Below are 15,015 nucleotides of genomic sequence, written 5' to 3'. Positions count from 1 at the left end.
AAATCCTTAGCTCATCGCCTTGGTTAATACTGCCCCCCGTCATTTGTTGGCGCACATGGCTGACGCGCTGCCTCCGGACCAACCAGTCAGGCCGGGCAGCCGCTTGGAAAGCCATGCGGGCGCGCGTTGAGAGTGACAGCGAAGGAGGCGGCGAGCAGGATCAGAAGGCTTGGGGCAAACGCGCCGATGCCGAACTGATCGAGCAGCACGCCGCCGAGGAGGCCGCCACCGGCGATCGCGGCGTTCCAGACCGTCACCAACATCGACTGGGCAAGGTCTGCCGCCGGGCCGGCGGTCTTGGCGCTCGCCGTCTGAAACAGCGTTGCGCAGCCGCCGAACGCCAGGCCCCACACCCCTGCCGCGCCGTAGATGACCGGCGGAACGTCGCTCCAGATCCAAAGCGCGGCCGAAGAGAGCGCGAAGAGGGCGATGCTGATGAGGGTCAGCTCCCGCAGGTGGCGATCGATCAGGACGCCGACAATCCAGATGCTGACGAGCGACGCCACTCCGAACACCAGGAGGACGACGTCAGTCCGCTCAATCATGCCCGCGGCTTCGAGAAAAGGCGCGACATAGGTATAGAGAATGTTGTGGGCGAGCACGAAGCTGAGCACGACGAAAAGCACCGGACGCATGCCGGGCAACGTGAAGACGCGTTTCAGTGACCTGCGTCCGCCTGCGGGCTCGCCGGCAAAGTCCGGCACCTTGGCCAACACCCAGAAAACCAGAACAATGGTCAACCCGCTGATCAGGCCGAAACAGGCACGCCAGCCGATGGCTCCGCCGAGGAACGTTCCCGCCGGCACCCCGAGCGACAGTGCCAACGGCGTTCCGGCCATGGCGACCGCGATCGCCCTCCCCTTCAAATGCTCAGGCGCCATGCGCGCGGCATAGCCGGCGGCAAGCGCCCAGAGCAGGCCCGCCGACACGCCGGCCACGAAGCGCGCAACCAGCGTCAGCCCATAGCTGCCTGAAACGGCCGTGATCGTGTTCGCGACCCAAAATCCGGCGATCGCAGCAAGAAGAAGCGGACGCCGCCGCACCCCTTGCGTGACCGTTACGAGTGGGATTGCAGCCACGAGCGAGCCAACGGCATAGACCGTCACGAGCTGTCCGGCCGCCGCTTCCGATACATCGAGGCCGGTGCCGATCCGGGGCAAGAGCCCCGCCGGCAGAGCCTCGGTCAAGATGGTGATGAAGGCCGCCATGGAAAGCGCGAGCAGGCCGCCCCAAGGTAAACGATCGGCTGCCTCCAACGTGGCACGGGCGTCTGAACCCCCAATGCGAGGCTCTCTCTCCCCGGTCATCGACCACCGTCCGGGCTCAAATGCGCCTTACATGTCTCGGCGGCGGCGCGCGGAAGGTGCATCGAACGAGCGACTGGGATCATGGGAAACCTCTTTTGAACCGTGTTCGGATCCGGAAGTTGGCATGCGGCTCATTCATGAAACACAGGCTGCAATTCCGATCACTTCGGACTAATATGTCCGATGTTATGTCGGTTCCCATGGATAGCCTCGGCGCGCTCAACGTCTTCGTTCAGGCTGCGGAAGCCCGCAGCTTCACGGCGGTCGGTCGCCAGCTCGGCGTGTCGTCCTCTGCTGTCGGCAAGGCTGTGGCGCGGCTGGAAGAACGCCTTGGCGTTCGACTGTTTCACCGTTCGACGCGCGCCATCACGCTCACGCCGGAAGGCAGCCTGTTCCTGGAGCGCTGCCGCCGCATCTTCTGCGAAATCGAAGCGGCCGAGCTGGAGCTTTCTCAGACCCGAGGCCATCCGAGTGGCGTGCTGAAGGTCAGCCTGCCCCTGGTTGGCATGCTGATGATGCCGACCCTGTCCGCCTTCATGCGGGCTTGGCCGGACATTGAGCTGGACCTCGACTTCACCGACCGCCTGGTCGATGTGATCGAGGAGGGCTTCGACGCGGTCATTCGCACCGGCGAGGCCGGCGATTCAAGGTTGATGACGCGAACGCTGGGTACCTTCCGGTACAAGCTGGTTGGCGCGCCGGACTATTTCGCCGAGTACGGCATTCCCCGGGAACCTGTCGATCTTGTGCACCATCGCTGCCTGCACCACCGCTATCCCAGCACCGGCAAGCTGGAAAAATGGGGGCTCTTCGATGAGGCGGGAGCGGCGCTTGGAGACATACCGAGGACAGCCGTTTCAAGCGCCATCGAACCTTTGCTCTCCATGGCCGAACGCGGCATTGGCGTCGCTTACCTGCCGGATTTCGCGGTTGTCGACCGGCTTGCCGCAGGAACGCTGGTAAGCGTCCTCGATGAGGCCGTCCAACGTGGTGGCACCTTCCGCATCCTTTGGCCGTCGAGCCGACATCTATCGCCGAAACTGCGCGTTTTCGTCGACCATATGGCGGAGACGCTATTCTCCGGTCACCTCTCGTAGATCGATCGGCTCACAGCCGCGTCTGCAGGACACCGAGCCCAACCGGACAGGCCTCGGTGCCAATCCTCCATTTTGACCCGCCTACTCCGGAATTTGCGCCCGAACGCCGCAGATTCAGGATGCCCCCTTCGACGGCGTTCCACGGGCGCCTCGTCGCCGCCCGCCTGCCGACGACATCAATGCTCGCGAGAAAACACCCGAAGCCGACTTGACGAAGCAACATAAGACGGCTCTAAAATAAGAATATCTCTAACATGTTCACATTTGACAATTTCGATCTACGGATGAAATATTTCTCATTTATTTTCCCTCAAACTATCATCGATATTATTTTCAATATTACGCTATACGGAAATTGTATTTGAGTAAAAATCAACGCGCGACATAGATTAGCCGGAAAGAGTTTCCGAGCTGGGTCGCTATGCTTGAATACATCCAACGTAACGGGTCCGCTCTGCTCAGAGGGACCAGGTCTAAACGGCGCTTTTTCCTCGGCCCTATTCGGTGCGCGCGGCTCTCTCGGTGCCTTCCGGGTGCTCCGAACGCCAAAAACGCCAACGCGGCCTCCCAGCAAGAGCTGATGCCCATCCGGCCTTGCGATGCATTCCGTATCCCGGCCGCACACTCCCTGCTCTCCGCAGACTCGTCGACTGAACCGTTCGGTCCGGTAGCCACAAGCCGGGTACGCACGATTCGACTTGCTGATCGAAAGCTTAGTCGAAGCAAACGGCGCACCGCCGCTCCTCTAAGTCCCGATATATGAAATCCGATCGCCCCCAACCCGATCGATTCCATTGAAAATCGCTGTTCCGGTCATTCCCGATACGCGTCGCAGTACCGGATCGTCCGTGCAGCCCCCGGTGGTCCAAAAGCGCAAGGGTGCGTCAAATGTCTTACAAGCAAGTTCCAGCTCATCCCGAAGCCGTACGGTTCCCCTTGATGGGAAGACCTTTGGTCGGCTTTCTTTTGGCGTTCATGGCCGGATCCATGAACGCCTGGACTTTGGAAAATGCTCAGACGTTCGCGACGGTTCAGTCCGGCAACGTGGTGCAAAGCGGTTACTGGCTTATTCAGGGTGATTGGGAGAAATTTACCTTCCCTTTCCTGTCGGTTATTTGCTTCGGACTTGGCTCGGCGATTTGCGGCGCGATCATGTCGGGCCTGCTCCGGCGCCACAAAGTGCTCACCACCACCATTCTGTTCATCGAATTTCTGATCCTGGCCGCGCTCGTCGTGGTGGTATGGATGGGCGGCTATGAACCGCACCTGATCGCCTATGCCGTCAGCTTCGTGGCGGGCATGCAGGGCAATGCCTACCACAAGGATCACGGCATGCTTTACGGCAACGTAGCCGTGACCTTCGTCGTGCAAATGGCCTTTAACTTCCTGATCCAGTCTTTCTTCAGCAAGAAGGGGATCAACAACGAGCCGAACCTGATGTGGTCGGGCATTTTCTTCCTCATCCTGCTTGGATTTGCGGGTGGTGGTGCCATCGGTTTCTTCGTCGACCAGATCATCGTCGCCGGCGCCCTGATCATGCCGGCGCTGATCGCCCTCATCCTGTTCTTCATCGCCCTTGGCGACACCAAGGAGGGCGAGCGCGTCGATCCGCTTCCCGGTGGGACCTTCGCTTAACCCGTAGCCCGCCCGCGCCGGCGGCCCTTGCCGCCAGCGCGATTGCCGTCTCCGGCGGAAAAGCCCGCCGGAAAATCCCGATACTTCGAGCCAAAGGAACTGACATGACTGACCAGAACGCCCCACAGCCCATTCGCGGCAGCCGAGGAGCCGACGATCCCGGTCCGCGCAATGTCGCCCTCGACAAGATGAACCCCAACATCTTCATGCCGCCGGCGACGGACAATGGCGGCATCCCGAACCTGAAATTCCCGTTCGCGATGGCTCATAACCGCCTTGAGGACGGAGGCTGGGCGCGCGAGGTCACGCTGCGCGAATGTCCGACGCTGAAGGAACTCGCCATCGTCAACATGCGCCTTGGCCCGGGCGTCATTCGCGAGCTCCACTGGCACAAGGAAGCCGAATGGGCCTACGTCACCCAGGGCCGCGTTCGCTTCTACCTCGTCGACGAGAACCGCGAGACGCTGGTCGAGGACCTCGAGCCCGGCGATCTGTGGCTCGCCCCCGCCGGATTTCCGCACGCCATCCAGGGCCTCGAGGAAGGCACCGAGTTCGTGCTGGTCTTCAATGACGGCAATTTCTCCGAAAACGAGACGCTGCTGGTCACTGAGCTCTTCGCCCACATGCCACGCGAGGTGCTGGCCAAGAATTTCGGCATTCCGGAGGCCGCCTTCGACACCATTCCGGCGTCGGAGAAATATATTTTCCGTCAGCCTGTGCCCGCCCCGATCGAGCAGGTTCGCGAAGAGCTGGGTGCCGGCAACATGACCGGCAAATATGTGTTCCGCGGCGGCGAGGTGCCGGAAAGCAAGTGGCCGGGCGGCGCAACCAAGATCATCGATTCCAACAACTTCGACATCACACCGATGGCCATGTTGATGATCGACATCGAGCCCGGCGGCATGCGCGAGATCCACTGGCATCCGGACGCTGACGAAATTCAGTATTATCTCTCCGGCCAGGCGCGAATGACGGTCTTCAACGCCGTCAGCAATGCGCGGACTTTCGACTACGGTCCTGGTGACGTCGGCTATGTGCCGAAGAACCTCGCCCATTATATCGAAAACACGGGCGACGAGCCGGTTCGGGTTCTCAACGTCTTCAACAAGGGCGCCTACCGCGACATTTCGCTGAACCAGTGGTTGGCATTGACCCCCGCGGCGATCGTGCAGGGCCATCTCGACGTCGACGATCGGTTGATGAAGGCGCTGCGCCGCACTCATTGCCCCGTCGTCAAATAAGGCAACACCGACGACCACGGTTCGACCGGCCCCTTCAGGGGCCGGTCTTCTAACGAACGACAGGCATTGGCAACGATGCCGATGATGCCGAAGGGCGAAACGCCGCCTCGGCAAAGAAGGAAACGGCACAGGGCCCTCCTGTGACAGCCGTGTCCCCAACAAGGCACCGGTTCCCGCACCTTGCGTGCGTTGCACCCCGCCTCCGGCGACGCCCCCTCCAGGCTTGATTCCACCGAGCAAGCCCGCGTGCGCCGGCCACCACGTCTTGGCAGTGCAGCTCCCCCCCTCGCCCATCCCCGCGCCGTCCCAAAGAGGCGCCACCCCGTCGCGCTCAACTTCGGGGACGTTGACGTCGCCGGACATCTCGCCATTCATTGAGAATTGAGGGGTTTCGCCTTAGAGACCCAATGGTGGGGGAATATCTTATGTCCGCGATGGAGACGAGCGCCGGCGAACGGCGATTTCCAGTAGAGCGCCATTGCCTATGGCCTATTGGGGAAATAGAACCCGCGCTTCCGTTTCCCATGCTCCCGACGTCATTCACGGCAGGACGGCGACAATTGCCGGTATGACCGGGTCGAGGGCAGGACGGAGACGAAAAATCTGGAGACGACACCGTTTTGCTCCGGTTCAAGCGCGCCGAGATCTCGTGCGAACCGGCACCGAAACGGCCAAGAAATAACGTCCAATAGAGGGAGGCACGCATGAGATTTCTATCGGGGGGCGGCATCGGATTGTTCGTCTTGCTGGCGCTTGCGCCGGCGGCCAGGGCTCAAGACCTTCCCAAACGGATGACGTGGACGTCCTACGATGCCGGCTCCCAAGGCTACACCGAGGCATCGGCGATCGCCGACGCCTTCGGTCGGAAATACGGAACCCGCGTACGCATCCAGCCGTCCGGCTCGAGCATCGGCCGGCTGCAACCCTTGCTGAATGGCCGCGCCAGTGTCGGCTTTCTCGCGACGGAGACATTTTTCGCCACCGAGGGCGTGGAAGATTTCGCGAACCCGAAATGGGGACCGCAAGATTTGCGGACCATTGCCGGCCGGCCCGGCTCGATCGCCATGGTCACCACCCAGGAGTCCGGCATCGACACGATCGCCGACATGAAAGGCAGGCGCCTCGCCCTGACGGTGGGCAACGCGTCCATCAACGTGAAGTGCGCCGCGCTTCTCGCCTTTGCCGGCCTGTCGCTGGACGACATCGAGCCGGTCTACTTCCCAACCTACTCCTCCTCCCAGTCCTCGCTCAATTCCGGCGAGGCGGACGCCACCTGCGGCGCCACCACCTCGAGCGCCATGTACGAGCTCGAAGCCTCGCGGCGCGGGATCAAGTGGCTGTCGGTACCGGCGGAAAACACGGAGGGCTGGGAGCAGCTGACCAAGGTCGCCCCGTTCTTCTCTCCCTTTTACGAGACCTCCGGAGCGGGCCTCAGCGAGGACAATCCGGTCCAGATCGTCGGCCTGCGCTACCCGATCATCGTCGTGCGGGCGGAAATGGACGACGACGTGGTCTACGCGCTCACCAAGGCGCTGGACGAAACCTTCGGCCTCTACGAGAACGCCACCACGGTCACCGAGCGCTGGTCCCTCGACGGTGCTGGCACGCCGCCAATTGACGCCCCGTTTCACAACGGTGCGATCCGCTATCTTCGGGAAATCGGGGTCTGGAACGACCAGCACCAGTCCTGGAACGACGCCCGGCTCGCCCGACTGAACACCCTCAAAGACGCCTGGATCACATACAAGGCGGCGAACGAGAAGCTCGACCGGGAGCCGTTCGTCGAAGGTTGGATGGCCAAGCGCTCCGAGCTTCTCGCCAACTTCTGATCCGTGATGCCGCTGCGGCTCTTGGGGCTGCGTCCGCCCGCTTCCTTACCGAGATAGATTATGGATTCAGAAGACCTCAAGCCGGCCGATATTCCGCTCGCCGCCGACATCAACCCACGCCTGTGCGGGGTGCCTTTCTGGGCGGTGCTCGCGCTGGGCGCGGCCGCCTTCCTGCTCACCGTGAACCAGGTGTTCCGGCTGCAAGTGTTCGGCTTCATGCCGGTGGGCAACGCGTTCCTCTATTACTTGGTCGGGCTCTACCTGGCCGCGACCTTCCTGATCCTTCCCGCCCGCAAGGCCGATGCCCGGCACGTGCCGTTCTATGACTGGCTGCTGGCGTTGGTCGCCCTTGGCTCCGGCACCTGGCTTGGGGTCCACGGGCTCGACATCATCCGGCTGGGCTGGGACTACGAAGCGCCGCTCCAGGCAACCATGATTTCCAGCGCGATGCTCGTCGTGGTGCTGGAAGGGGTTCGGCGGAGCGCGGGCGCCGCTCTCCTCTGCGTCGCATTGATCTTCGGCGCCTATCCGCTTTTCGCCGGCGTCATGCCCGGCTTTCTCTGGGGAACGGCCTACAGCTTCGGCGAAACGATCCGTGCCCACGTCATGGGCGTGGAGAGCATCATCGGCATTCCGATGCAGGTGGTGGCTAATCTGATCATCGGCTTCGTGCTGTTCGGCTCGACGCTGATCGTCACCGGCGGTGCCCGCTTCTTCATGGATCTGGCGGTTGCGCTTTTGGGCTCCACGCGTGGCGGTCCCGCCAAGGTCGCGGTCCTGTCGAGCGGGCTGATGGGCAGTCTCTCCGGCAGCGTGGTGACGAACATCCTCACCACCGGACCGATCACGGTCGGCATGATGAAGCGGTCGGGCTACCCGAAACACTACGCCGCCGCCGTGGAGGCCTGTGCCTCGACGGGCGGAACCCTGATGCCTCCGGTGATGGGCGCGGTCGCCTTCATCATGGCCTCGTTCCTGTCGGTGTCCTACGCGACGATCGCGGTAGCGGCCTTCTTTCCGGCCTTCCTGTTCTATGTCGCACTCTTGCTGCAGGTGGACACCTACGCGGCCAGCAAAGGGCTGGAGGGTCTGCCTCGCGAAGAGCTTCCCAAGCTGCGCAACACCCTGAAGAGCGGCTGGCCCTATCTCCTCAGCCTGGTCCTGCTGGTCTACATGCTGCTTGTCCTGCGGCTGGAGACCTACGCGCCCTACTATGCCTCGGCGCTGCTGATTGCCGTCGCGCTCCTCAAAAAGGGCAAGGATCGTTTCAATCTGCGTCGGGCCGGCGAACTTTTGATGGAGCTCACGGTCTCCACCGCGAAGCTCGTCTCCATGCTTGCCGGCATCGGGCTCGTCGTCGGCGGCTTGACCTATAGCGGGGTGGCAGGCGCCTTCGCGCGCGAGCTGCTGCTTTACGCCGGCAACTCGGTACCCATGCTGCTCTTGGCGGGAGCGGTGGCGAGCTTCGTGCTGGGCATGGGGATGACGGTCTCCGCCTGCTATATTTTCCTATCGATCCTGCTTGCGCCAGCGCTGGTCGGGAGCGGGCTCAACAAGGTCGGCAGCCATCTCTTCATCCTCTACTGGGGCATGCTGTCCTACATTACCCCGCCGGTGGCGCTCGCCTCCATCACAGCGGCGAACCTTGCCGGCGCGAACGCTTGGCGCTCCGGGCTCGCCTCCATGCGGCTGGGGGCGGTGCTGTTCGTCCTGCCCTTCGTGTTCGTGCTGAACCCGGCGCTCATCCTGGAAGGGAATTGGCCGCAGGTCGCCCTTTCCGTCACCACCGCGATGATGGCCGTCTGGCTGCTCGCCTCCGTCTCCGAAGGCTATCTCTACTCCTGCGGGCCGATCGATCGGTGGGCGCGCGCCCTTCTCGCGATCGCAGCCCTCGCGCTCATTTATCCTGGTCTGGCCAGCGATGCCGCCGGCACGGCCCTGGTGGTACTCGTCTACGGCTGGCTGCGTTTTTTCCGGCGTCCATTCGCCACTCCGTAACCGCGGCGCCCGGGATCGCTCCATCCCGGGCGAGCGGGACAACGCGCCCGATCATGCGGCGAAGGCCTACCCGTCAGCCCCTGCCTTCTTGCGTCGCGGAGAGCCCTTCTCGTGTGGCAGGAAGATCGCAGCCACGACGAGCGCGATGAAGAAGACCGCCGCAACGAAGCCCACTCCCGCCGCGACTGCCTCCGCGCCCGCTTGCGGCACCGGATCGCGCGTTGCGAGCGGATCGACGCCCAGAACCACCGCTCCGACCAGCGCGACGCCAAGCGTGCCGCCAAGCTGCCGCGCGGTGAGCAGCAGGCCGGACGCCTGGTTGCGCTTCTCGTTCGGCTCCTGCTCCAGGGCATCCGTTCCCGGACCGGAAATCGTGATGCCGAAGGCGAACCCCACGCATACCAACGCGGGAACGAGGAGACCGTACTGAAGCTCCGTCAGCGCGAAGGCGAGATAGAAAAGGGACGCTGTGGCCAGCATCATGCCGAGGAGGGTTGGAACGCGCACCCCGTACCGGTCGTAGGTCCACCCGCCGATCTGCGAGCCGACCACCTGAGCCGCCACCATCGGCAGCATGGCGATGCCCGCCCGCGTCGCGCCCATCTTCAGGATGTCCTGCAGATACATGGCAAAGTAGAGCGAGATCGGCAGGATCGTGAAGCGCAGGATGAAGGCGACGAACAGGTCGGCCGAAAACGCACGCTGAGTGAGCATCCGCAAATCGATCAACGGCGGGTGGAAACGCAGCGACAGGACGACGAAGGCTGCGACGCAGGCGGCGCCAATCGCGCCGCTGCAGAGCGTCGCCGGGCTTGTCCACCCCCAAACCGAGCCTTGCTGCAGCGCCAGAATGACGCCCGCGATGCCGATCACGAGCAGGCACGCATTGCGCACGGAGATCGGCACTGCGCGATCGCCGAAATTGGGCGGCCGTGCGATCGAGACGAGGACGAGCGCCAGAACGCCCAGCGGGACATTCAGCCAGAACACCGCGCGCCAGCTCACGAACTCCGTCAGAAAACCGCCCAGCAGCGGCCCGAGCGCGAGGAAGATCTGACCGATACCGCTATAGACGGCCATTGCCCGGCCAGCCAGGCTCTTGTCGAACACGCTGAGGACAATGGCGCCCGTCACCGGCATCATCAGCGCCGCACCGATGCCCTGAACGCCGCGGAAGCCGATCATCCAGGCCTCGCCCCAAGCGTTCTCGGGCGCAAATCCGCAAGCCGCCGACGCCAGAAAGAATACGAGAACGCCGAAGCGAAACAGGGTCACGCCGCCGAGCTTGTCCCCCAGCCGACCACCAATGGCGACGAACGCCGCCATCGCCAGGAGATAGGCGTTGACGATCCACGTCTGCCCCGAGGCATCCAGGTGAAGATCGTCCGTAATCGTCGGCAACGCGACGGCGACCACGGTCTGATCCGTCAGCACCATGGAGAGGGAGCCCGTCATCGCAGCGAGGATGAGCCATCGGTTCGCTTGAGCCATAGTAGCCCTCTGGCTGAAACGCTTCAAAACACGCGTGTGGGAAAGATGCGCCGGCGGGCCGCCGTCAGGCGCGCTGGCTGCGGTGCCACAGGAAGGCGAAGAGCCCGATGACGAGGACCGCGACCGCCGCGAAGAGAAGCACAAAGGCCAACCGGTCGACCCAGGCGACAACCGGGACGAACAGCGCGAGGATCACGCCGTTAAGCGCCATGCGCCAGGACAGGGTGTGAACGCCTGCGACGAACGTGCCGAGCGCAAGCAGCAGCATCACGAAAAGCCCCGTTATGTCGGACGCGGCGTCGGACTGCACCGTCGGCAGGTAGAGCAGAATCATGATGGTGAGAAAGGCCCCCCAGTGCAGGATCTGCGTCCCCACGAGCCGGAAACGCTCCTTGCGGTCGGCCGCGTAGTGCCAGCCGACATAGATGCAGGCCACGCAATTGCAGACGGCCACGAAATCCCAATAGGCCCCCATCGGCTGCATGTTGAAGGTCGCGTAGCCGACGCCGGCAAGCATGAGGAGCAGGATCGCGAGATAGGGCAGCTCTCGCAGGAGAAAGCCCCAGATCCCATGGGGTCGCGCGTGCCCTGCTCCGGTTTGCGTGAAAGGTTCCATCGCTGGTCGGTATCCGTGTCTCGGGTTTCGCGTCTTCGGACTTGTTGACGGTCACCGCGCGGGCTGCGCCACGGCCCGACCTGGGTTCAGACAGGAAGCGAGAGCGTGTGCGGGCGACGAGGGCGCCGGTTTGCCGGCGGGGACGCCGTCTTTCTCAGCGCGCATCCCATCCCCCCATAGTGCGCTCGATCCGGTCTTCCGGGGGGCGCGGCGTTCCGGCGAGGTGGAGCGTGCGATCTAGCAGCACCTCGTAGATCGGCTTGCCGCCCAGCGCATCGGCAACGACGTTGGCAAGCAGGCAGGTGATGATCGCCGGCACCAGCACCGAATAGGCTCCGGTCAGCTCCGCGATCAGGACCACCCCGACGAGCGGCGCACGCACGGTGGACGAGAACAGTCCTCCCATGGCCGCGATCGCGAACGCCGCGAAGGCTCCCGCCGGCAGCTCGAAGAAGACGTCGAGGACAAGGCCGTAGAGCACGCCGATGGCAGTGGCGAGCGCCAGGATGGGCGCGAAAATGCCGCCCGGCACATTGGTGGAATAGCTCGCCATCGTCATGATGAAGCGCACGACGACGATGAGGGCCATGGTCGCGAGCGGCAGGTTCTCCGTCATGAGCGAGACGGCCAGGTTCTCGCCCCCCATCGTCGCCTCCGGCCGAACGATGAGAAGAATGCCGATCACAAAGCCCACAACAGCCGGCACGACATAATAGTTGGAGCGCCGGCCGACGGCGGCGGCGATGTCCATGCTGCCGATCAGGCAGCGATTGAAGAGCAATCCCACCACGCCGAGGAGGAGGCCGAGCCCCACGAAGGCCGGCAGCAGGGAGAGCGGCAGCTCCGGCACCGTGATGAACATGAACGGGCGCCGGCCGGTGATCATCTCCGTGACCAGGCCGCTCGTGACCGAGGCGATCATCACGGCCGTGTAGGTTTTCAGGCTGTAAGGAAACTGCCGGCGGGTCTCCTCGATCACGAAAAGGATGGCAGCCAGCGGCGCGTTGAAGGCGGAAGCGAGCCCGGCGGCCGCGCCAGCGGCCAGAAGACCGCGACTGTCGTGGGTGTCGAATTTCAGCTTTTCGGCGCAAGCCTGGGCGACGGAAGCGCCCATGTGGATCGTCGGCCCTTCGCGGCCGGTCACGAAGCCGGCGCCGAGAGAGCAGAGGCTGCCAAAGAACTTGACGGGCAACACCCGACGCCAATGCACCGCGCGCAGCCCCTCCAACGTCCCCTCGATTTCCTGCACGCCCGAACCGCCCGCCTCCGGCGCGAAATTGCGCACCAGGACGACGGCGACGACGCCGAGGCTTGCCGCGATGCCGCCGGAGATCAGAAGGAGCCCGAGGTCCCCGACTTCGACCGAGGCACGCAGAGCGGCCGGCCAATGGAGCGCCGCATCAACGATGAGATGAAGGACCGCGCCGATCACACCCGTGATCGCGCCCACCAAAATCGCGATGACATAATAAGGCAGATCGCTGCGCCGACCGCTGTCGGCATGGCTCGGATCCATGGACGAGGGTGCCTTTCTTCCGTTCGCTGAGGGCGGGACGCGAGGTGTCTCGCCAAGACGTCGCCAGCCGCGAATGCGCCGACCGGCTGTTGCTAGCCGGTTGCGGGTTGGTGAGCTCGGTCAAGCAAGGGGCATGCGCAGGCGGGGCGGGATCGGGCATCGGCAGGCGCGCGCGTTCACCCGCTTCGTAAAAAATCTGCGCCGGGACATGTTCGACACATCTATGAGTCTTGGGTCAGCGTTTCAGCCATTCTGTCGCGTCACTTTATTCCGCCGGACCCCACCTGTCGAATAAAACGAGGCCGAAAACTGAAAATTATTCTGGGAATCGCCAACATTTAGGTGAAACAATACTACTCTTGCTATCGAACAATAGCGAAATGGCAATTTGGCAAAAGCGCATTGGCCCGGATCGTCTCAAGAAGAGCTCTAAATTGGCGATCGCCCGGATCGACGTCGAAAATCAAGAAAGAAGAACGATCACCATGCCAAACAGGGTGAGAATCGTCGACGACGTGGCGTAGGCAACCGAATAGCCCAGCGCGGGGACCTGGCTTTCGGCGCGATCCAGCACCATGCTGAGTGCCGCCGACCCGCTGCGCGCGCCCGCGCAACAGCCGAACAAGATCGCATCGTCGAACCGGAAGAGATAGCGGCCGATCAGGATCGCCGCGAACAGCGGCACGGACGTCGCAACCACGCTCCAGAGGACAAAGGCGAAGCCGAGTTCCTGCAATCCGTGTAAGACTCCCGGCCCTGCCGATAGCCCGATGACGGCGATGAACATGTTCAGACCGACGGAGTTCATGAACCAGCCGGTCGCCCTCGGAACGCGGCCGAAGGCCGGCCGGACGGATCTGAGCCAGCCGAGCAACAGGCCGACGAGCAAGACACCGCCCGCCGTAGAAAGGGTCAACGGCACCTCGCCGACTTTCCAGGTCAACGAACCGAGGATGGCGCCCGCCGCAATGGCGATTCCGATGAAAGAGACGTCGGCTCTGTCCGTTTCCCGATCCGCATAGCCGAACTTGCGCGCGGCGGCGGAGATGTCCGCCGGTCGTCCGACCACGGTCAGGATATCGCCGCGATACAGCGTGGTGGCCGGCAGGATCGGGATACTCACCGCCATGGCACCCCTGTGGATCTGGGTAAGAAAGATGCCTCTTGCTTCCGGAAGATGAGCAAGCTGTGCCAGCGACTTGCCCACGAGCTGCCTGGAGGTGATCAAGATGTCCGTGCCTTCGACGGGGACACGCAGAAGCTCCGGATCGTCGACTTCCGTAAACACATGCCCGACCACATCCAGGAGCGTGCTGCGGGTCCCGGAAATCGCGACGACATCTCCGCCTTGAATGACCGTGGCGGAGGTCGCTTCGATGATCTCGCTGGCGCGGCGCAGCCGCACCACGAACAGGCGATACTGCGGAAACATGGCTTCGATCTCGGCCGACGTCTTGCCCGCCAGCGGCGAGTCGGCCTCGATCCGGTACGCACGCGCCACATATTGGTGCCAGGCCGTGCCCCGTCCGCTGGGATCGCTGGTTCCGCCCATCCGTTCCGCATAGGCCCGGCAGGCGGCCGCCAGATCGATCCGCATGACGGCCGGACCGATGATCCCGAGGATCAGCACGGATCCAAAAGTGCCTACGATGTAGCTGACGGCGAACGCGGCGGGCATCAGTTGCGAAACGGCATTCATGGCCTCAGGCGACAGATTTAGCCGGTCGATGGCCGTGGTCGACAGACCCAACGCGGACGACGTGGTGGTGGCACCGGCAAACAGCCCGGCCGTCGTGCCCAGATTGGTGCCGGCAAGCCAGGCGACGAGAAGAACCGATCCCAGACACAAACCGCACACCACGCAGGCGAACACAGCCTGTGAGGCTCCGCCGGAGAATAGCCCGCGCACGAATTGAGGGCCCGCGCTGTAGCCCACGGAAAACAAGAACAGGACGAAGAAGACCGTCTTGATGTCCGGCGAAACCGTGATTCCCAGCTGGCCGATCACCAGGCCGGCGAGCAGTGTCGCGGTAACGTCTCCGAGCGAAAGCCCCCGAACCTTCAATTTCCCGACGAAATACCCGATCGCAAGACACAGGAACAGCGGGATCTCGACGTGCGTTCGGAAGATGGAAACCAACCACTCGACCATGTCGGTTCAATCCTTTCCTAGGCGAAGTGGAAACCACACCGCGTTAGTGTCCTGAGGCGCGGTCGGGAGCGTTTTGGGAGGTCATTTTCCCGAGCGAGAAGGCCAGCGTTGAGGCGGCGACCAGCGAGGCGGC

General features: G+C 63.3%; 10 protein-coding genes. 5 read left to right on the top strand and 5 right to left on the bottom strand.

Annotation, left to right across the window (positions count from 1 at the left end):
- Positions 1 to 86 precede the first annotated feature (86 nt).
- On the bottom strand, positions 87 to 1,307 hold the full coding sequence (locus HNS03_RS02470) for an MFS transporter (protein WP_367192835.1): 1,221 nt from the start codon (positions 1,305 to 1,307) through the stop codon (positions 87 to 89).
- A gap of 200 nt (positions 1,308 to 1,507) precedes the next feature.
- Here HNS03_RS02470 and HNS03_RS02465 point away from each other — a divergent pair, with 200 nt between their 5' ends.
- The 5 genes from HNS03_RS02465 to HNS03_RS02445 all read left to right on the top strand — a co-directional run bounded on the left by HNS03_RS02465 (position 1,508) and on the right by HNS03_RS02445 (position 9,107).
- Entirely contained in the window at positions 1,508 to 2,404 is an 897-nt protein-coding gene (locus HNS03_RS02465; protein ID WP_367192833.1) for a LysR family transcriptional regulator, read from the top strand.
- 939 nt (positions 2,405 to 3,343) lie between these two features.
- Entirely contained in the window at positions 3,344 to 4,039 is a 696-nt protein-coding gene (locus HNS03_RS02460; protein WP_367192832.1) for a YoaK family protein, read from the top strand.
- Between the two features lie 104 nt (positions 4,040 to 4,143).
- On the top strand, positions 4,144 to 5,280 hold the full coding sequence (locus HNS03_RS02455) for a cupin domain-containing protein (RefSeq protein WP_367192830.1): 1,137 nt from the start codon (positions 4,144 to 4,146) through the stop codon (positions 5,278 to 5,280).
- 704 nt (positions 5,281 to 5,984) lie between these two features.
- Complete coding sequence (locus HNS03_RS02450; RefSeq protein ID WP_367192828.1) at positions 5,985 to 7,109, top strand: TAXI family TRAP transporter solute-binding subunit; 1,125 nt, start codon at positions 5,985 to 5,987, stop codon at positions 7,107 to 7,109.
- A 60-nt stretch (positions 7,110 to 7,169) separates the two neighbouring features.
- Entirely contained in the window at positions 7,170 to 9,107 is a 1,938-nt protein-coding gene (locus tag HNS03_RS02445) for a TRAP transporter permease (protein ID WP_367192827.1), read from the top strand.
- A gap of 66 nt (positions 9,108 to 9,173) precedes the next feature.
- Here HNS03_RS02445 and HNS03_RS02440 read toward each other — a convergent pair whose 3' ends face one another.
- The 4 genes from HNS03_RS02440 to aspT all read right to left on the bottom strand — a co-directional run bounded on the left by HNS03_RS02440 (position 9,174) and on the right by aspT (position 14,882).
- The gene (locus HNS03_RS02440) at positions 9,174 to 10,598 is read right to left on the bottom strand and encodes an MFS transporter (protein ID WP_367192826.1); all 1,425 of its coding nucleotides are present in this window, start codon (positions 10,596 to 10,598) and stop codon (positions 9,174 to 9,176) included.
- A gap of 64 nt (positions 10,599 to 10,662) precedes the next feature.
- Positions 10,663 to 11,214, bottom strand: coding sequence for a hypothetical protein (locus tag HNS03_RS02435; RefSeq protein WP_367192824.1), 552 nt, complete (start codon positions 11,212 to 11,214; stop codon positions 10,663 to 10,665).
- A 154-nt stretch (positions 11,215 to 11,368) separates the two neighbouring features.
- Positions 11,369 to 12,730: a H(+)/Cl(-) exchange transporter ClcA gene (gene clcA, locus HNS03_RS02430; RefSeq protein WP_367192823.1), complete on the bottom strand. Its 1,362-nt coding sequence runs from the start codon at positions 12,728 to 12,730 to the stop codon at positions 11,369 to 11,371.
- A 463-nt stretch (positions 12,731 to 13,193) separates the two neighbouring features.
- Positions 13,194 to 14,882: an aspartate-alanine antiporter gene (gene aspT, locus HNS03_RS02425; RefSeq protein ID WP_367192821.1), complete on the bottom strand. Its 1,689-nt coding sequence runs from the start codon at positions 14,880 to 14,882 to the stop codon at positions 13,194 to 13,196.
- Positions 14,883 to 15,015 lie beyond the last annotated feature (133 nt).

It is taken from the genome of Amorphus sp. 3PC139-8, from assembly GCF_040750475.1.
Lineage (GTDB): Bacteria > Pseudomonadota > Alphaproteobacteria > Rhizobiales > Amorphaceae > Amorphus.
This window is presented reverse-complemented; position numbering and strand designations above follow the sequence as displayed.